Genomic DNA, 18698 nt, shown 5'->3' with positions numbered 1-18698 from the left:
CCCTGACGAACGGGCCCTTCCCATCACCCGGCACCACGCTGTGCCGGTAGCTCTGCGCGCGGCCTACTTCACGCCGATCGGCTTACCGAAGAACGAGGCGAAGGTTTCGCCGAAGGTCGAGGCCAGCATCTGGAAACCGTTGGGGTCCAGCAACAACCAGCCCGCATCCGCGGTGTGACAGCCGGGCTGCGCGGGTACGCCGTCGAGACGGTCGCGCAACCACAGCATCGCCGGGCCGCCGCCGGAGATCTCGGTGGCGACATGTTCGGCGAAGTGTTCACGGGTGTATTGCACTGTGGCGGAGGGGTTTCGGCAGTAGGTGTCGACGAGGTTGTTCACCTGGCCGACCGGGATGATCTCGTCCGGGTTGCCCTGCCAGATGTACATCGGCATATCCGGCACCGACTTGCCCATGCGGGTTTCGTCCAGTACGTCGGCGACCGCGGGCTGCTGGAGCGGATCGCCAGGAACCCGCAACATTCCTTCGAGATTCAGAAACGGCAGCAGCGAGCTGACGTACTGCACGCACAATCCGCTCTGAATCGTGGTCAGTCCCTTGCCCAATGGGTCCATATGCTCGTCGACGAAACGCGCGAATTCGGGGTATTCGCGGGTCAGGCCCATCACGGCGGCCAGTACCAGCCCCGAGGTCGCCTGTCCGTTGGCCACCTTCAGCGTCATGCCGAGATCGGCCGGAACCCCGCCCTCGGCCGCGCCGACGATATTCAGCTCCGGTGCGTAGGTGCTCTTCAGTTCGGCCGCGTGACCGGTCGCGATCGCACCGCCGGAGTAGCCGTAGAGGCCGATCCTGGTCTGCGGGCTCAACCGCATCGGCTCGAAATCTCGGGCCGCGCGAACGCCGTCGAGGGTGATCCGGCCGGCGAGCGGCCCCGCGGCATAGGCGTTGTTCGGCCCCTCGTGATCGGGAATCACCACGGCCCAGCCCTGCTGCAACGCGCCCTGGGCGATCACGAATTCGGCCGGGGCCACGATCTGGCCCAGGAACGGACCGGCCGAGAAATGCTGGATCGCGTAGGAGGGTGCGCAGTAGCCGGCCAGGGAATCCTCGGCGATCTGCATCGAGACCAGTTTGTCCGGTGCCGAACCACGTGGTTTCAGAACCGTCGCGACCGCCGGGATCGGTCGGTCACGACTGTCGTTCGATCGGTACGAGATCTGCCACGCGTCGACATTGACCGGGATCAGCCCGAGATTGGCCACCCGCACCTGCCGCGCGGCGATGATCTCGCCGGGCTGCTTCGCCGCGACGATCTCCGGTGCCGGATGGTAGAAGCCCGGGTCCAGCTCGGGTGGTAGCGGAATCGGGGCCGCGGGTGCGACCGGCGCGGGTTCGGCGCCGGCGTGCGGCGGATGAGCCACCACTGCGGCCGGAACGGTCAATGCCGCCGCCGCGGCGAGGACACAGGTCGTCCGGCGGATGCGGCGCGTCCAGGATTCGGTCACACTCGGCTCCTTCACTAATGCGAGACTGCTCCGTCTCACATATGCAGCGAACTATGGCACAGGTGTGATCGCCGTCGCAAGAATGTCGCATGCCGGCCGTCGATGCGCGGCTCGACGAGGTGCGGTCGAATGTGGTGTGGCTAGACCGATTCCTCGGTCGGCGCGGGCGCCCAGCGTTCGTCCACCTTCGCCAGCCGCCAGTAGGCGACCGCGACGACCCAGGCGAGGACGAACAATCCGACGATCGCGAATCCCGCGTTGTTGAGGTCGATACCGGCGATCCACTCTCCGACCGGGCCGCCGAAACCGGTGTCGTCGTGCAGCACCTTGATCAGCTCGATCGAGCCGATGAACAGGGCCACCGCGATCGACAGGCCGGTGATGGCCAGGTTGTAGAAGATCTTGCGCACCGGATCGGAGAACGCCCAGTCGTAGGCGACGTTCATGAACAGGCCGTCGATCGTGTCCATCACGCTCATCCCCGCCGCGAACAGCAGCGGCAGCACCACGATCGCGTACCAGGGCAGTCCCGCCGCCGCGCCGGACCCGGCCAGCGCGAGCAGCGCCACCTCGGTCGCGGTGTCGAAACCCAGTCCGAACAGCACGCCGACCGGATAGACGTGCACCGGCCGTCCCACCATCCGCATCACCGGCGCCAGCAGGCGTGCCAGGAATCCGCGCGAATCGAGCGCCGCCTCCAGTTCCGCGCGATCGTATTCGCCGCTGTGGCGCAGACGGCGGAACACCCGCCAGATGCCGATCAGCGCAACCACATTGAGCAGGCCGATCAGATACAGGAACGATCCGGAGGCCACGGTCGAGATGGTGCCCAGGGTCTTGCGGGTCGACGAGTCCTCGTCGACCAGGGTGCCCACCACGTGCGCACCCGCCACCACCAGCGCGGCGAGGACGAACACGATCGTGGAATGCCCCATCGCGAACCAGAATCCGACCGATTTGGGGCGTTTGCCGTCGCTCATCAGCTTGCGCGTGGTGTTGTCGATGGCGGCGATGTGGTCGGCGTCGAAGGCGTGGCGCAGCCCGAAGGTGTAGGCCGTGATGCCCAGTCCGATGCCGAAGACCTCCGTCCCGATGCGATAACCGTGCGGGGCGATCGCGCCGAACAGCAGGCCGAATCCGATCAGATGCATCAACGCGACCACACCGAGCAGCACCGCCGCTTCCAGCCAGTCACGCCGGGACCAGTCCCGCAGCACATCGCGAAGCAGGCGACGACGAGTGGACATGTGCCACAACCCTTCTGGGGAACCCGCGTCCCCGTCCGTGCACAGCGACGAAAGGGGTCTGGCTGACAGCATGGGCTGAACACAGTGGCGCGACCGCACCGGATTGGCACCGGTTTCCCGTTCCCATCGCGAGAACTCTGCGGACTATACCAACGGACCGCACCCGTGCGGCCACGGTCTTCGCAGGTCGCAACGAGGGTGGTGACAGGGTTCCCGATCGATGAAATGTCGGGTATGCCCCCGTTGCCCGGGAAATCGAGGAGACTCGGCGTAACACAGTCCGTAGTGCGACGACTGTGTGCGGGTGCCAGTTCCACAGGGTCAGCGTTTCAGCAATGCCGTTTCTGCGATGCCAGGGGAGCCTTCATGTCGCAGTCTTCTGCCGCGTACCCGAGTATGGTGCCGGTCGGGGTGGATACCGCTCGGGTGTACTCGAGTGATCGACGCGTATTTCCGCAACCGAATCGTCGTGATTCAAAGGGGAGGCTCGGCAATTCACAACACCTAGGCTCGGCCGAGCCGACGCGCACCACCGTGCCGTCGTGCGCAGTGTCGAGAGGAATTACCTGATGTCCGGACGTATCCGCACCGCAATATCCGTCTTCGCAGCCGGTACGGCTGCCGCTGTGCTACTCACCGCCTGCGGCAGCGGAGGATCCGCCCACACCGAGAACGGGGTGACCTCGCTTCGGTATCTCGGCTGGACCGATCAGGTCACGCTTCCGGAGCTCGCGGAGAACCTCGGATTCTTCGACGGCAAGATCGAACTCGACTACGTCGGCAACACCATCAGCGGGCCGCAGGAAATCCAGACCGCCGCGACCGGGCAGGTCGACTTCGGCGGGGCCTTCGCCGGTGCGGTCGCCAAGCTGGCCGGCGCCGGGGCGCCCATCACCGCGGTGGTCAACTACTACGGATCGGACGAGAAGTCCTTCCAGGGCTATTACACCCTCGACAACAGCCCGATTCGTTCGGCCGCGGATCTGGTCGGCAAGAAGGTCGGCGTGAATACGCTCGGTGGCCAGAACGAGGCCGATATCCACGATGCGTTGAAGAAGGCCGGGCTGAGCGTCGACCAGATCAAATCGGTGCAATTGGTGGCGCTGCCGCCGCCGAATATCGAACAGGCGCTGCGGCAGGGACAGATCGACGCCGCGGCATTGAACGGCCAGTTCCAACAGCGTGCGGTGGCCAACGGCGGAGTGCGACCGATTTTCACCGAACTCGACGAATACGGCGGCCCGATCAACGGCGGACCCTATGTCTTCCGCAACGATTTCATCGCGAAGAACCCCGAGGTGGTCCGCACCTTCACCACCGGCGTCGCGAAGGCGATCGAATGGGAGCGCAGCACGCCGCGGGATCAGGTGATCGCGAAATTCACCGAGATCATCAACGCCCGCCACCGCGCGGGAGAGGACACCTCGACGCTGAAATACTGGCTGTCCGTGGGGGTTCCGGCGCGCTACGGCAAGGTGTCGGACGAGGATTTCACGCGCTGGCAGAGCTGGCTCGAGGACACCGGGGCCATCGATCACAAGCTGGATCCGAGCAAGTTCTACACGAACAAGTTCAACTCGCTGCTGCAGCCGTCGGACGCTTCCGGGAAGTAGCGCGCGCACGCGTCCTGCCACGGCGACGGGCCGATAGCGGCGAGCCGACCCGTCGGTACGGCATCATCGGTGCCCATGAGCGACTCCGTATCCACCGGCGGCGCCCGCGGCCCGGCGCACCGCCTCATCCGGATGACCGGCCGCGACCCCGACGAACCGGGGCGCGTGTCCTCGCCCCTGGAGCTGCTGTTCGATCTGACCTTCGTGGTCGCGGTCGGCACGGCGGCGTCGTATTTCGCCGAGATGGTCGCCGACGGGCATGCGGGCAAGGCGGTGCTCGCCTTCGTGCTGGCGATGTTCGCGATCGTCAACGCCTGGATCAATTTCAGCTGGTTCGCCTCGGCATTCGACACCGACGACTGGCTGTACCGCGTACTCACCATGGTGGTGATGATCGGCGTGGTGGTCTTCGCCCTCGGCCTGCCCGCGATGTTCCATTCGGTCGATGTGGGCGATCACCTCGACGTGCGGGTGATGGTCGTCGGCTACATCGTGATGCGGATCGCGATGGTGCTGCAGTGGTGGCGCGCAGGACGGGAGTCGCCGTCCTTCCGGCACGTCGGCTACGGGAGCATCCGGTGGACGATCATCGCCCAAATCGGCTGGGTGATCATCGCATTCGTGCACATGCCGCTGCTCGTGGCCGGGGTGGGATGCATACTGCTCGGCGTGCTGGAACTGCTCGTACCGGTGCTGACGCAGGGCCGCGCGAGTGGTACCCCGTGGCATCCGCACCACGTGGCCGAACGCTACAGCCTGTTCGCCATCATCGCGCTCGGTGAGGGCGTGGTCGGCACGGTCGCCTCCTCGGGCGGGCTGCTCGGCGGCAGCGACGGCGGGCAGTGGAGTGCCGATGCGATCGCGATCGTGGTCGCCGGCGTGGGCCTGACCTTCGGCATGTGGTGGGTGTACTTCACCACCCCGTTCGGCGAGATCCTCGTGCACCGCCGCAACCGCGGCTACCTGTTCGGTTACGGCCACATCCCGCTCTACATGGGTATCGCCGGCGCCGGCGCGGGCCTGCACGTCGCGGGCCTGTCGCTCGAGCACCACTCCCACATCGGCCCGGTCGCGGTGGTCCTCGCTCTGGCGCTGCCGGTGGGCGTGTACCTGCTGATGGTCTATCTGCTGCACACCCTGCTGCTGTCGGCCCCGGACCCGTTCCACATCCTGCTGCTCACCCTCACGGTCGTGGTCTTGGCCGTCGCGGTGATCCTGGCCGCGCTGGGCGCCTCGATCGCCGTATGCCTACTGGTGGTGATGATCTCCCCGTTCATCACCGTGGTCGGCTACGAAACCATCGGCTATCGGCATCAGCGCGAGATGCTGGCGAATCTGGAGTGACGCGAGCGAGCCCGTCACCGTGCTATCGAGGACCTGGCGACCAGTACGGCGGCGTCCGATCTTGCGGCTGCTGCGCGGAATGCTGCTGCGGCGGGCTCCACAACGGCACGTCCTGGTGCTGCGGCGGAGTCCACATCGGCACGTCCTGGTGCTGCGGCGGAGTCCACATCGGGACGTCCTGGTGCTGCGGGGGAGTCCACATCGGCAGGTCCTGCTGCGACGCCTCGGAGGCGGAACCTGCCCGCCGCCCCGGCGCTTTCGCCAGACTGACGATCAACAGAACCGCTCCAGCGATGAGAATGATGATCCCCAGGATCACCACCAAGCCGATGAGTGCCGCCACGAACAAAGTTGTAGCACAAGGTTTTCCGGTGGTCCCGGAAATGGGAAGGCAGCTCGCCCAGAGGATCGGGCCGTGGACGGTGAAGTTTCCCGAACCCGGCACAGATACGCACCCGGCACCGATACGCACCCGGGCAAAGCAAGAGGCCCTGACCAGTGGATCGGTCAGGGCCTCTGCCGTGTCTCCACACACGAGTCGGGGTGACAGGATTTGAACCTGCGACCTCTTCGTCCCGAACGAAGCGCGCTACCAAGCTGCGCCACACCCCGTGAGTTGAGCCTGTCGTAGCTTACAGCAGGGGGGAGCGGATCATTAAATCCGCTGGTCAGCGGGCAGGGAGGGGGCGGATGGTGGAGAGGATGCGTTTGGCGGTTTCCTTGTCCACGGACTTGTCGACGCCGGTGTCGGCGGCGACCGTCATGACGAAGTTTCCGTTTTCGCTGGGGAAGGCGAATGTGTAGACCGCGAAGGTCGTGGCGCAGCCGGGGGCCGGCGGCGGCGCGCTGCCGGTGGTCTCCACGAAGGCGCCGTGCAGCTGCCCGTCCAGCGAGACCATCGGCTCGGCGGGGGCCGGGGCGGCGACGGTGGCGTTCGACCAGCCGAACTTGGCCATCCGGGCCCCGATATCGGCGGCGGCCGCGGACGGGTCCGTCTGGGGAGACATGGTGAGGAAGGCGTTGGTCCGGGTGTAGTTCGGACAGTAGTTCTTGCCGTCCTGTGCCAGGCCGGCGATTTCCAGCGGATTCGATCCCGAACCCCAGGCGGCCGTGCCGACCGGATCGACCTTCCACTCCGGAGGCGCGTCGTAGGCCGCACCGCGATCGAGGATCTGGACGACCTGGTAACCGGGAACCATCGGTGGCGGCGCGGCGCCGGGCTGCGGCTTCGGCGCCGTCTGCTGCGGTCGCGAAGGTGGTGGGGGAGGCTGATTTTCGTTACTGAGCGCACTGACCATGGACGGCTTGCCGGAACCCGCGGCGGCCGGCGAGTCGGAATGCCGGCTCGCGACCACCGCCACGGTCGCGCCGATCGCCACGACGACCAGCACCCCGATTCCGCTGAGCAGCAGAGCTTTCCGCCGCCGAGGCGGCTGCTCGGCCGGCACCTGCAGCAGCGCGGTGTGCGGATGCTGAGCCGTCGGCGGTCCCCAGGACGCTTGCTGCGGCGCGGGATGTGATCCGACCCCCAATTGCCAATCCGGCTCGGGGCGACCGCTGCCGTGCGGTGCCGAGAACTGTTGCCGGGAGGGAGTATTCGCGCCCGGCATCGAGCTGCCCGGCCACTGCGGCATTCCGGGTTGCACGCCGAAGGCGGTGGTGGGGGCGTCGGGTCCGCCCGGGTTGCCGAAACCGTGCGGCGACGGAGCGAAGCCGGACGGCGCGTGCGGACCCGGGACCGCATTCGGGCCATGGGAGGTATCTCCGCTCGCGCCGCCCTGTGGCGTCCACGGATGGGCCGGAGCGGATTGCCCTCCGGCAGCGTCGTTCCCACCGAACAGCGATACGGGCGGCCGGTCCGCGTCCGGTGCCGCGGGCTTGGCGGGTTCGGCCGGAGAACCGGAGCGTCCGGGATCGCCCGCGCCGCCGGGAACGGTCGGAATCGACTGCGGCCGAGCCCACGGAGAGCCTTGCGACACAGGGAAATTCGCACCCGGCACCCGTCGGATCGCCAGTGTCGGCGGGGTCTCGTTCGAGTCGGGAGTGGGTTCTCGTCGCGCGGTCGGGTCGTCGTTCCGCTCGAACCCACTGTTCACCGTGTACCCCTGCCTGATGTCGTGCCTCGGCACGCCACCCTAGCGCGCCACGGCCTCCGATTCCGAGACGCCATGGCCACTGTCGGCGATGGGGCCTTTCGGCGGTGCGGCCACCAGCGTCAGCAAGGTCGCCTCGGGGCGGCAGCAGAAGCGGTACGGCGCCCACGGCGAGGTACCCAGGCCCGCGGACACGTGCAGTCGCGTGTGCGCACCCCAGCGCGACGGACCCTTCACCCGGGACCGATCGATACCGCAGTTGGTGACCAGCGCGCCGAATCCCGGCAGGCACAGCTGTCCGCCGTGGGTGTGGCCGGCCAGCACCAGGTCGTACCCGTCACCGGCGAACCGGTCGAGTACGCGGGGCTCGGGCGAATGGGTGAGTCCGATGCTCAGATCGGCCAGTGGGTTCGGCGAGCCGGCGACGGTGTCGTACCGGTCGCGGGACAGGTGCGGATCGTCGACACCGGCCGTGGAGATTTTGATTCCGGCGACCTCGAGATCGCGCCGCACATGGGTCAGATCCAGCCAGCCGCGTTCGGTGAACGCCGCGCGCAGATCCTGCCAGGGCAGCGGATCCCCGTGCACTCGCTTGTGGTTCTTGTCGAAGTACTTGAGCGGGTTCTTCGGAACGGGCGCGAAATAGTCGTTACTGCCGAAGACGAAGATGCCCGGACGGGAGAGCAACGCCGTCAGCGACTGCACCACCGCGGGCACCGCCTTCGGATGCGCGAGGTTGTCGCCGGTGTTGACGATCAGGTCCGGTTCCAAGGCGGCCAGTTCGCGAACCCAGGCCTGTTTGAGTTTCTGGCCGGGCGTCATGTGCAGGTCGCTGATGTGCAGCACACGCAGACTCGACGAGCCCGGCTGCAGCACCGGCATCGTGGCCTCACGAAGGACGAAGGCATTGCGTTCGATCAGCGAGGCATAGCCGATTCCGGCCACTGCGGTACCGGCGGCCGCGGCGGCGACCTTAGCTCCGGAGCCCAGCGCTGCTCGTCGAAGTGCGGGGGACGAGAATACGGGCATCAGCCCAGAATAGGCGACCACTGTGACGAATACCGAGTGTGATTCCGCACAGGCATCCGGTTTGCCGGGCGCTGTCGTGGCCGTCCACCCGGCTCGACACGCGGAAATGCGGTGGGAGGGTCCGCCGACAACGGCTAGCGTGTGGCGCATGTCGGAACTCAAATCGAAGTTGCGCGCCGATCTGACCGCGGCGATGAAGGCCAAGGACACGTTGCGCCTCAGCACGCTGCGCATGCTGCTGGCAGCCGTGCAGAACGCCGAGGTCGCCGGTGCCGAGGCGAAGGAGCTCTCCGATGCCGAGGTGATCGCGGTCCTCGGCAAGGAGGCCAAGAAGCGCAACGAGGCGGCCGTCGTCTACGAACAGAACGGCCGCGGCGAACTGGCCGCCAACGAGCGCGCCGAGCAGGAGATCATCGACGAGTATCTGCCGACCCCGCTCACCGAGGCCGAGGTCGCCGATATCGCCGATACCGCCATCGCCGATGTGGCCGAGCAGTTGGGTGAGCGCCCGGGCATGAAGCAGATGGGCCAGGTCATGAAGGTCGCGACGGCGCTGGCCGCGGGCCGGGCGGACGGTTCGCGGATCTCGGCCGCGGTCAAGGCCCGGCTGTAGGCTCGCCGGACAAAGCAGGAGGCCGGCGAATGTGTCGCACATTCGCCGGCCTCTCGCGTATCGCTACCGGGGGATCGGAATCGGAATCGGTGGCAGCCGCGGTATCTGCGGCAGACCCGGGAGCACCGGCGGCGCCGGCGGCGGTCCGGGCTTCGGGATCTCCCGCTGCGTGCCGTCGCTGACGAGCACCGTGATCACCGATCCGGGAATGGCCGAGCCGTTCGGCGTCGTAGCGGTGACCGTCCCCTTGGCGGCCGATCCGGGCGTGGTGACCGTCGACACCTGAAAGCCCGCGCCGATGAGCACCGAGCGCGCCTCGGACTCCGACATGCCGTTCACATCCGGGATCTGCGCGTTGTTCGAGCCGCGCACGTATTTGTCGTCCAGCGGCGGCAGTGCGGGCGGCGGGAATTTGTCGAGTACCGGTTTGATACCGCCGAACCAGCTGCGAGCCGGTTCGTTACCGCCGTAGAGGTTACCGTCGCCGCAGGTGCGCAGCGGGAACGAGCAGATCTCGCCGGGCGTCGGGGAGTCGCCGTAGATGTAGGCGGCGCCGGCCATCGAATTGGTGAAGCCGAGGAAGGCCGAGGACCGGTGGGTTTCGGTGGTTCCCGTCTTGGCCGATACGGGGGCGTTCCAGCCCACCGCACGGGCCGAACCGGCCGCGGTACCGCCCACGGCGTCCTGGCTCAGCGCATTGGCCAGGGTATTCGCCAAGCCGGGCTCGACGACCTGTTCACAGGCCTGCTGGGTGAGCGGAACCTGCTTACCGTCGCGGTCGATCACCTCCGCGATCGGCGAGGGCGGGCACCACTTTCCGCCGGATGCCAGCGTCGCGGCGACATTGGACAATTCCAGCGGATTGATCGCGACCGGGCCCAGGGTGAACGAGCCGAGATTCTGCTGTTTGATCATGTCCGCCAGGCTCTGATTACCGTGGCCGGAGGTGCCCGCCTCGGCGTAGGAGCGCATCCCGAGCCGGACCGCCATATCGACCGTGGGCGTCACGCCGACATCCTGGATGAGCTTGACGAACGCGGTGTTCGGAGACTGCGCCAGCGCCTCCGTCACCGACATCGGCGATCGGTAATTACCGGCGTTCTTCACGCAATAGGTGGCCGGCGGACATCCCGCGGCGCCACCGTTACCCATACCCTTCGCGGCGAAGAACGAGGGCACATCCAACTGGGCGCTGGTGCCCAGGCCCTTCTCCATCGCGGCGGCCGTGGTGAAGATCTTGAAAATCGATCCGGCGCCGTCACCGACCATCGAATACGGCTGGGGTTGGACCGTTTGATGCGCACCCTGATCCAGACCGTAGGTGCGGCTCGAGGTCATCGCCAGGATGTGGTGGGAGTCCTGGCCGGGAGCGATGATGCTGGTGACCTCGGCGATATTCTCCAGATTCGGATCGGTGTTCGCCGTGACGGCGGCCTTGACCGAATTCTGCACCGCCGGATCCAAGGTGGTGCGAATCAGATATCCGCCCTTGTCCATCTGATCCTTGCTGATTCCCGCATTGGCGAGATATTGCAGCGCGTAATCGCAGAAATAACCACGGTCACCTGCGGCGATGCATCCGCGCGGCAGCCCCTTGGGCTCCGGCAGCACGCCCAGCGGCTGTTCCTTGGCGGCCCGGAATTCGTCGGCCCGGCTCGGAATGTTCTGAATCAGCGTGTCCAACACGGTATTACGCCGCTCCAGCACGCCCTTGGGGTTGGTGTACGGGTTGAGTTTGGAGCTGGACTGGACCATACCGGCGAGCATGGCGGCCTGCGCGACCTTCAAATCCTTGGCGTCGACGCCGAAATAGGTCTGCGCGGCGTCCTGAATGCCGTAGGAACCGTTGCCGAACGGCACCAGATTCAGATAGCGGGTGAGGATCTCGTCCTTGGTGAGTTCTTTCTCCAAGGTCAGAGCCATTCGGATTTCGCGCAGTTTACGGGCCGGCGTGGTCTCGATGGCGGCACGGCGTTCGGCGTCGGTTTTCGCGACCACCAGCAGCTGGAAGTTCTTCACGTACTGCTGGTCGATGGTCGAGGCGCCCTGCTGTACCTCACCGCTCGAGGTGTTGGTCAGGAATGCGCGCAGCGTGCCCTGCCAGTCGACGCCGCCGTGTTCGGCGAAGCGTTTGTCCTCGATGGAGACGATCGCCAACTTCATATCGTTGGCGATCTTGTCGCTGGGGACCTCGAAACGTCTCTGTTCGTACAGCCACGCGATGGGGGCTCCGGTCGCATCGACCATCGTCGACACCGCCGGCGCGGTACCCGCCACCAATTCCGCGGAAACGTTGTCCACGGCATCGGCTGCGCGGTTCGACATGTACCCGAAGCCGCCGGCGAGCGGGAACAGCAATCCGGCGACGAGTACGGCCGCTAGGACGCAGGCGCCGGCGAGCCTCGCGAGCGTTTGTGAGATCGGCACGCGCCCCAGCCTAATTGGCCCGCCGTCACATGCGCGGTGCGCGGTCGGCGGCGCGCCATGACAGCTGGTCGCGAGGCTTCCGCAGGGACGGGCGTACCAGAAAATACGGGCACGGTCTTGCGCTCGCCCCATACCTTTACCTAGATTGAGAACCCAGTGTGATAGAGCTAACACTCAAAGTGGAATGTGGTGCGGAGCGCAGCGGGGTTGGGTTGCTGTGGGCTGCACGCGATTCCGGAGCGCCGTTGACCCGGTGTTCGGACTGCAAAGGGGCACACCAAATGCACATGACTACCCCCATCGCTCGATTGGACGTGGAGCAGGCCGAAGCGAGAATCGCCTGGGTGTCCCAGGCCCGATGCAAGGAAGTGGATCCCGACCAGTTGTTCGTGCGTGGTGCCGCCCAGCGCAAGGCGGCCACCATCTGTCGGCATTGCCCGGTGCTCATGGAGTGCGGTGCCGACGCCCTCGACAATCGAGTGGAATTCGGTGTGTGGGGTGGGATGACCGAGCGGCAGCGGCGTGCGCTGCTCAAGCAGCATCCCGAGGTGACCTCGTGGGCGGACTTCTTCCGTGCCCAGCGTCAGCAGAAGGTCGCGATGTAGTCGAGTACCGGTACGGTCCGAGCCCGCGCGTGCGGGCTCGGACCGTTTTTCGGCCGATGACGTGCGGAATCGGGGCCGCACCTCAGCGCCACCGGGGGACTCAGGCCGCGTCGGACCCGGCGAGCTGGTCGCCGACCGCGCGCAACGCGTCCAGATCGGACACTTCGAACGGCAGAGCGGTCACCGTCACGATCGGCACCCGTGGATGGGCGCCGGTGAAGCGGTGCAGCAGATGCTGTTCGCGCTTGGCGGTGACCGCGCGATGGGCGTGGATGCGCAGGATGTCGGCGGTCAGCGTCGCGGGATCGGTGGCGGCGTCGGCGGCCACTGCCTCCTTCGTGGTGCCGTCGGCATCGCTGCCGGCGCCGGGGCTCAGCCGGTCCGCGGCGGCGGTCGCCTGAGCCGACGAGAGGGTGCACAGCACCGGATGGGTGCGGTTGAGCACCAGCCCGGCCAATGGCATTCCGTCGGTGGAGAGCCGATCCACGAAGAACGACGCCTCGCGCAGCGCGTCCGGTTCGGCCGCGGCGACCACCACGAAATGGGTGCCGGGCCGCGAGAGCATGGCGTAGGTGCGCTCGGCGCGGTCCTGGAAGCCGCCGAACATCGACTCCAGCGACTGCAGGAACAGCGAGGCGTCCTTGAGCATCTGCCCGCCCACGACCGTGGACACCCCGCGCACGGCGAGGCTCATCGCGCCGGTGACGAAGCGGCCCACGCCGCGGCCGGGCGCCATGATGACGCGGATCATCCGGCCGTTGAGGAAATTGCCGAGCCGCTTGGGCGCGTCGAGGAAGTCCAGGGCGTTGCGTGAGGGCGGCGTGTCGACGACGACCAGATCCCACTCGCGCTTGGCGACCAGCTGGCCCAGCTTCTCCATCGCCATGTACTCCTGCGTTCCGCCGAAGGAGGAGGCGACGGTCTGATAGAAGGGGTTGGCGAAGATCTGCTCGGCCTTGTCCGGGCTGGTGTGCTCGAGCACCATATCGTCGAAGGTGCGGCGCATGTTGAGCATCATCGCGTACAGCTCGCCCTTGGCCGTCTCGGGCAGTTGCACGCGCTGGGGTGCGTTGCCGAGGTCTGTGACGCCCAGCGACTGCGCCAGCCGCCGCGCCGGGTCGATGGTCAGCACCACGACCTTGCGACCCTGTTCGGCCGCGCGCAGGGCGATCGCCGCGGCGGTGGTGGTCTTGCCGACCCCGCCGGAGCCGCAGCACACCACCACCCGAGCGGTCGGGTCGGCGATGATGGCCTCGACATCCAGCAGCGGAGTCGCCGGCGGGATCAGCGGGCTCGGGTGGCTCATCAGCGGACTCCCTGCGCGCTCAGATGTTCGGCCAGTTCGTACAGTCCGCCCAGGTCCATACCGTCGGGCAACGCCGGCAGATACAGGCGGCTGATATCCACCTTCGCCAGTTCGGCGGAGCTGTCGTCCTGCGCCTGCAGGGTTGCCGAATGTTCCACGGCTTCCCGGATCAGCCCCTGGAAGTCGTTGTCGTCCACCGTGATTCCGGCCTCGGCCAGTCCCGCCCGGACGGCGTCCAGATCGACGTCACCGGTCGCGACGCGGGCGCGCACCAGCGCGGGGAGAAAGCCCTCGGTGGCGCGGTTGACGATGACCGTGCCGATCCGGAAATCCGATTCGGTCAGCTCGGCGATCGCGTCCGAGGTCTCCTGCACCGGCAGGGCCTCGAGCAGGGTCACCAGGTGGACGACGGTCTGCTCGGAATGCAGCAGCGCCGCCACACCCTCGGCCTGCGCGGCGATCGGCCCGCCCTTGGCGACGTCCGCCATGGCCTTGGTGACATCGAGGAATCCGGCGATGCGACCGGTCGGCGGGGCGTCGACGACGATCTCGTCGTAGACGCGCCGACCGGATTTGTCCGTGCGGACCGCGCATTCCTTGATCTTGCCGGTCAGTATCACGTCGCGCAGACCCGGTGCGATCGTCGTGACGAATTCGATGGCGCCCATCCGGCGCATCGCCCGGCCCGCGAAGCCGAGGTTGTAGAACATGTCGAGATATTCGAGGAAGGCGTGTTCGATATCGAGGGCCAGGGCCATCACCTCACCGCCGCCGTCGGCGGTGGCGATCTTCGTTTCGGTGGGCGGCAGTGGCGGCAGATCGAACAATTGGGCAATCGATTGGCGGCCCTCCACCTCGACCAGCAGTACCCGGCGCCCGCCCGCGGCCAATGCGAGCGCCAAAGCGCCTGCGACCGTGGATTTTCCGGTCCCGCCCTTGCCGGACACGTAATGCAGCCGCGCTTTGTCGGCTCGGTCCGGCCACCCTAATTTCAGTCCCGGCTCTTGCGAAACGGGTACTGCTGTCGGTACTCCCACGTTCGCGAGCCTATAACCCGTTACGAAACAGCGACCAGAGGATCGCCCTACTGTCTCGTAGGCCACAGCGCACTTCCGTACGAGCCGGAAATGTGCTGATCGGTCCCCGACGAGTCTCTCGGCCGCACCGTTCACCGTCGGTTCACCCAGTACGCTTCTGCGACATGAGCGATGTGACGGTCTGGGAATACGCGACGGTGCCGCTGTTGACGCATGCGACCAAACAGATTCTGGATCAGTGGGGCGCCGACGGCTGGGAGCTGGTCACGGTGCTGCCGGGGCCGACCGGTGAACAGCACGTGGCCTATCTGAAGCGGCCCAAGCAGTGACGGCCGGCACGGACTGGCGCGCCAACCTCGAACGACTGGGTCTCGCGCTGCCGCCGGTCGCGGCTCCGGCGGGCGCCTACATTCCGGCGGTGCGCAGCGGTTCGCTGGTCTACACCGCCGGCCAGCTGCCGTTCGTCGACGGCGCGCTGTCGGCGACGGGCAAGGTCGGCGCCGACGTGAGCGTCGAGGACGCCGCGCGGGCCGCGGGCCTGTGTGCGTTGAACGCGCTGGCGGCGGTCGACGATCTGGTCGGTCTGGACGCGGTCGTGCGGATCGTGAAGGTGGTGGGATTCGTCGCCTCGGCACCGGGTTTCACCGATCAGCCGCTGGTGATCAACGGCGCATCCGAGCTGCTGGGCGAGGTGTTCGGCGCGGCCGGAGTGCACGCCCGCTCCGCGGTCGGGGTATTCGAGTTGCCCAAGAACACTCCGGTCGAGGTGGAGCTGATCGCCGAAGTGCGGTAGGCAAGGTAGATGACCCTCACTCATCCCGCGTACGGACAACTGCGGCCGGTCACCGGTACCGCTTCGGTGTTGTTGGCCGACAATCCGAACCAGATGACGCTCGAGGGGACGAACACCTGGATTCTGCGGGCGCCGGATCGATCCGACTGTGTGGTGATCGATCCGGGGCCCAAGGACAAGGCGCACAGCGAGGCGATCGCCCGCGCCACCGATGGAAATATCGCGCTGACGTTGATTACGCATCACCATCACGACCACACCGGCGGCATCGACCGGCTGGTGAAACTGACCGGAACGCCGGTACGCGCGATGGATCCGAAATATCTGTCCGGCTCCTCGGCGCCGCTCACCGACGGTGAGGTCATCGAGGCGGCCGGACTGCGCCTGACGGTGCTGGGCACCCCGGGACATACTCAAGATTCGGTCAGCCTGCTGCTCGACGACGCGCTGATCACCGGCGATACCGTGCTCGGCAGCGGGACGACGGTGCTGGAGTCGCGCGACGACGCGCTCGGCGACTATCTCGACTCCCTCGAACTGCTCGCCCGGCACGCCCCCGGCCGTGCGCTGCTCCCGGCGCACGGCCCCGATCATCCGCAGGCCGAACCGGTGATCGGCTACTACATCGAACATCGGCATCAGCGCCTGAACCAGGTGCGGGCGGCGTTACGCGAACTCGGTGAGAACGCGACACCGCTGCAGGTCGTGGCGAAGGTGTACGCCGATGTGGACAAACGGCTGTGGCCGGCCGCGCGCAGCTCGGTCAAGGCCCAGCTCGCCTATCTGCGCGGCCGGAACTGATCCGGATGCGCCGGAGCGCGGTGGGAAATCCCTACCGCGCCCGGCGAGCCAGCCGCTCCGAATCGGAGATCAGCACGCTCTTGCCCTCGAGCCGCAGCCACCCGCGGTGGGCGAAATCGGCCAGGGCCTTGTTCACCGTCTCGCGCGAGGCGCCGACCAGCTGAGCGATCTCTTCCTGGGTGAGGTCGTGGGTGACCCGCAGGGCGCCGGCCTCCTGGGTGCCGAATCGCTGCGCGAGCTGCAACAGCGCCTTGGCGACTCGACCAGGGACATCGGTGAAGATCAGGTCGGCCAGGTTGTTGTTGGTACGCCGGAGGCGGCGTGCGAGCACCCGCAGCAACTGTTCGGCGATCTCCGGCCGCTGGTCGATCCAGGCCTTGAGCGCATCGCGATCCATGGTCACCGCACGCACCTCGGTCACGGTGGTGGCCGTGGAGGTACGCGGGCCCGGGTCGAAGATCGACAGCTCGCCGAACATATCCGACGGGCCCATGATGGTCAGCAGATTCTCGCGCCCGTCCGGGGAACGGCGGCCGATCTTCACCTTGCCCGACGTGATGATGTACAGCCGATCGCCGGGCTCGCCCTCATTGAAAATGACATGGCCACGTGGAAAATCCACCGGCTGAAGCTGTTTGGCGAGAGCAGCCACCGCGGTGGGCTCGACGCCTTGGAAGATGCCTGCTCTGGCGAGGGCCTCGTCCACGAATGTGCTCCTTATGGGAATTGACGGTGCTTACTGCGGCGTCAGCGGGTCCCTACGTGGTACGCAGGCTGCCGCCTGGCTCGGCGTCGCTCGCCACAGTGCTGGACCGAAGCGTTCGGCCGACAGTGCAGTCTACTTGCCATCCACGCAGCGTAGTGACAGACACCACGTAACGTGCGGTTTGTGAACGGGCGCGGCGTCGCGGAAAGTTCCCGGGCTCGAGTATTCGCGGGTCGGGCGCGTCGGTATCGCCGGAGGGCGGAATCGGTCTAACTGGCTTGGGCGACGTCCAATTCGTCGCGATTACGGCGGCGGCCGCCGGAGCCGGCGTGTGCGGGCACGCCCAACTTGGCCAGCTCGTTGACCTCGGCATTGCTGGCCCTGTCCAGATATTGCTGGACCTCTTCACCCGGTTCGAGCAGCTTGCGCAGGCGGTTTTCGACACGTTCCATGAACAGTGCGAAAAGCATCAACACCACCGGGAAGAGCACCACAGCGAGTCCTTGCATACGGGTGAGTAAACACGGAGAAGGTCTCAGATGGAACACGGGAGGAGTTCGCGATCGCGCTCGCGTCGGTGCGGTTCCGTATGGTGGACGAGTGCGTGAACCCAGATCCACCGCCGTGAACGGGCACGAGACGGCCGCGACGGCCACCGATGCGGCGTCGGTCACAACGACCGAATCGAGTTCTCCGGCTCGAAAAAAACTTCCGCAGAAATCCGCGCGGGCGAACTCGAAACCGGCCGCCCGATTCGCCGACGAAACCCGGCTGGGTCTGGTACGCCGCGCCCGGCGGATGAATCGCACGCTGACGCTGGCATTTCCCGACGCGCACTGCGAACTGGATTTCACCACCCCGCTCGAATTGGCCGTGGCCACAATCCTTTCCGCGCAATGCACCGACGTCCGGGTGAATCAGACAACTCCGGCATTGTTCGCCCGGTATCGCGACGCCAAGGCCTATGCCGAGGCCGATCGCACGGAACTCGAGGAATACATCCGGCCCACCGGCTTCTATCGCAACAAGACGAGTTCACTGATCGGGCTGGGACAGGCGCTGCTGGAACACCACGACGGCGTCCTGCCGCATACGCTGGCCGAATTGGTGAAGCTGCCGGGCATCGGGCGCAAGACCGCCAACGTCATCCTCGGCAACGCCTTCGATGTGCCGGGAATCACTGTCGACACCCATTTCTCGCGGCTGGTGCAGCGATGGAAATGGACCACCGAGGACGACCCGGTCAAGATCGAACACGCCGTCGGCGAACTGATCGAGCGCAAGGAATGGACGATGCTCTCGCATCGGGTGATCTTCCACGGCCGCCGCGTCTGCCATTCCCGTAAACCGGCGTGCGGCGCCTGCCTGCTGGCCAAGGATTGCCCCTCCTTCGGAATCGGCCCGACCGACCCCGTGACGGCCGCCGCACTGGTGAAGGGACCCGAGGCCGAGCATCTGCTCGAATTGGTGGGCCGGTGAAGTCGGTTCCCGCGGCGTGGCGATGGGCGTTCGTCGTTCTGATAGCTGTGGTGGCGCTCGCCGTCGCGGTCTGGCCGCGCGGCGACCACGACGGTCCGTCCGTGACCGCCACCGCGGTGCAGGGCGGGCCGGCGTCCGCCT

The 18698-nt window shown here is 66.8% G+C and carries 18 protein-coding genes and 1 tRNA gene; 8 read left to right on the top strand and 11 right to left on the bottom strand.

What is annotated here, in order from left to right; genetic code table 11:
* Window positions 1-63: 63 nt before the first annotated feature.
* On the bottom strand, window positions 64-1464 hold the full coding sequence (locus NN2_RS33555) for a lipase family protein (RefSeq protein WP_372453170.1): 1401 nt from the start codon (window positions 1462-1464) through the stop codon (window positions 64-66).
* Between the two features lie 140 nt (window positions 1465-1604).
* On the bottom strand, window positions 1605-2711 hold the full coding sequence (nicT, locus tag NN2_RS33550; RefSeq protein WP_063019095.1) for a Nickel transporter NicT: 1107 nt from the start codon (window positions 2709-2711) through the stop codon (window positions 1605-1607).
* Between the two features lie 569 nt (window positions 2712-3280).
* Between nicT and NN2_RS33545 the strand changes: the two genes are divergently transcribed.
* Window positions 3281-4324 (top strand): ABC transporter substrate-binding protein, encoded by a 1044-nt coding sequence (locus tag NN2_RS33545; protein ID WP_063019093.1) that lies wholly within the window; start codon window positions 3281-3283, stop codon window positions 4322-4324.
* Window positions 4325-4399: 75 nt separating this feature from the next.
* Window positions 4400-5668, top strand: coding sequence for a low temperature requirement protein A (locus NN2_RS33540; RefSeq protein WP_063019091.1), 1269 nt, complete (start codon window positions 4400-4402; stop codon window positions 5666-5668).
* A gap of 22 nt (window positions 5669-5690) precedes the next feature.
* Here NN2_RS33540 and NN2_RS33535 read toward each other — a convergent pair whose 3' ends face one another.
* The 4 genes from NN2_RS33535 to NN2_RS33520 form a co-directional block, all read right to left on the bottom strand.
* Window positions 5691-6011, bottom strand: a complete 321-nt coding sequence (locus tag NN2_RS33535; RefSeq protein WP_063019089.1) for a hypothetical protein — start codon at window positions 6009-6011, stop codon at window positions 5691-5693.
* 195 nt (window positions 6012-6206) lie between these two features.
* Window positions 6207-6280 (bottom strand) — tRNA-Pro (locus NN2_RS33530).
* A 56-nt stretch (window positions 6281-6336) separates the two neighbouring features.
* Window positions 6337-7647 carry a DUF8017 domain-containing protein gene (locus NN2_RS33525; RefSeq protein ID WP_156511546.1) on the bottom strand — a complete coding sequence of 437 codons (1311 nt, stop codon included), beginning with the start codon at window positions 7645-7647 and terminating at the stop codon, window positions 6337-6339.
* A gap of 156 nt (window positions 7648-7803) precedes the next feature.
* A complete protein-coding gene (locus tag NN2_RS33520) occupies window positions 7804-8790 on the bottom strand; it encodes a metallophosphoesterase (protein ID WP_063019085.1) in 987 nt (328 codons plus the stop codon).
* A 148-nt stretch (window positions 8791-8938) separates the two neighbouring features.
* On the opposite strand from NN2_RS33520, the gene NN2_RS33515 reads away from it, so the two are divergent.
* A complete protein-coding gene (locus NN2_RS33515) occupies window positions 8939-9403 on the top strand; it encodes a GatB/YqeY domain-containing protein (RefSeq protein ID WP_063019084.1) in 465 nt (154 codons plus the stop codon).
* A gap of 63 nt (window positions 9404-9466) precedes the next feature.
* Here NN2_RS33515 and NN2_RS33510 read toward each other — a convergent pair whose 3' ends face one another.
* Complete coding sequence (locus NN2_RS33510; RefSeq protein WP_030516438.1) at window positions 9467-11830, bottom strand: penicillin-binding protein; 2364 nt, start codon at window positions 11828-11830, stop codon at window positions 9467-9469.
* Window positions 11831-12111: 281 nt separating this feature from the next.
* Between NN2_RS33510 and NN2_RS33505 the strand changes: the two genes are divergently transcribed.
* Window positions 12112-12435 (top strand): WhiB family transcriptional regulator, encoded by a 324-nt coding sequence (locus NN2_RS33505; protein WP_030516437.1) that lies wholly within the window; start codon window positions 12112-12114, stop codon window positions 12433-12435.
* A gap of 100 nt (window positions 12436-12535) precedes the next feature.
* Here NN2_RS33505 and bagB read toward each other — a convergent pair whose 3' ends face one another.
* Together bagB and bagA are read right to left on the bottom strand one after the other, a co-directional pair.
* Window positions 12536-13741, bottom strand: coding sequence for an ATPase BagB (bagB, locus tag NN2_RS33500; protein WP_063019083.1), 1206 nt, complete (start codon window positions 13739-13741; stop codon window positions 12536-12538).
* Window positions 13741-14778, bottom strand: a complete 1038-nt coding sequence (gene bagA / locus NN2_RS33495; RefSeq protein ID WP_063019082.1) for an ATPase BagA — start codon at window positions 14776-14778, stop codon at window positions 13741-13743. Before bagA ends, bagB begins: the two co-directional genes overlap by 1 nt.
* A 164-nt stretch (window positions 14779-14942) precedes the next feature.
* On the opposite strand from bagA, the gene sp36 reads away from it, so the two are divergent.
* Genes sp36 through NN2_RS33485 form a run of 3 tightly spaced genes read left to right on the top strand, consistent with a single transcriptional unit; the run spans window position 14943 to window position 16372 of the window.
* Window positions 14943-15107 (top strand): Sp36 family protein, encoded by a 165-nt coding sequence (gene sp36, locus NN2_RS37540; RefSeq protein ID WP_085997207.1) that lies wholly within the window; start codon window positions 14943-14945, stop codon window positions 15105-15107.
* Window positions 15104-15571, top strand: a complete 468-nt coding sequence (locus NN2_RS33490; RefSeq protein WP_030516434.1) for a RidA family protein — start codon at window positions 15104-15106, stop codon at window positions 15569-15571. Before sp36 ends, NN2_RS33490 begins: the two co-directional genes overlap by 4 nt.
* 9 nt (window positions 15572-15580) lie before the next feature.
* A complete protein-coding gene (locus NN2_RS33485; protein ID WP_063019081.1) occupies window positions 15581-16372 on the top strand; it encodes an MBL fold metallo-hydrolase in 792 nt (263 codons plus the stop codon).
* A gap of 31 nt (window positions 16373-16403) precedes the next feature.
* Here NN2_RS33485 and NN2_RS33480 read toward each other — a convergent pair whose 3' ends face one another.
* Window positions 16404-17078 carry a Crp/Fnr family transcriptional regulator gene (locus NN2_RS33480; protein ID WP_019044571.1) on the bottom strand — a complete coding sequence of 225 codons (675 nt, stop codon included), beginning with the start codon at window positions 17076-17078 and terminating at the stop codon, window positions 16404-16406.
* Window positions 17079-17347: 269 nt separating this feature from the next.
* Window positions 17348-17587 carry a hypothetical protein gene (locus NN2_RS33475; RefSeq protein WP_030516432.1) on the bottom strand — a complete coding sequence of 80 codons (240 nt, stop codon included), beginning with the start codon at window positions 17585-17587 and terminating at the stop codon, window positions 17348-17350.
* Between the two features lie 289 nt (window positions 17588-17876).
* Here NN2_RS33475 and nth point away from each other — a divergent pair, with 289 nt between their 5' ends.
* A complete protein-coding gene (gene nth / locus NN2_RS33470; RefSeq protein WP_082857452.1) occupies window positions 17877-18557 on the top strand; it encodes an endonuclease III in 681 nt (226 codons plus the stop codon).
* The last annotated feature ends 141 nt before the right edge of the window (window positions 18558-18698 follow it).

Source organism: Nocardia nova NBRC 15556, assembly GCF_001613005.1.
Lineage (GTDB): Bacteria > Actinomycetota > Actinomycetes > Mycobacteriales > Mycobacteriaceae > Nocardia > Nocardia nova.
This window is presented reverse-complemented; position numbering and strand designations above follow the sequence as displayed.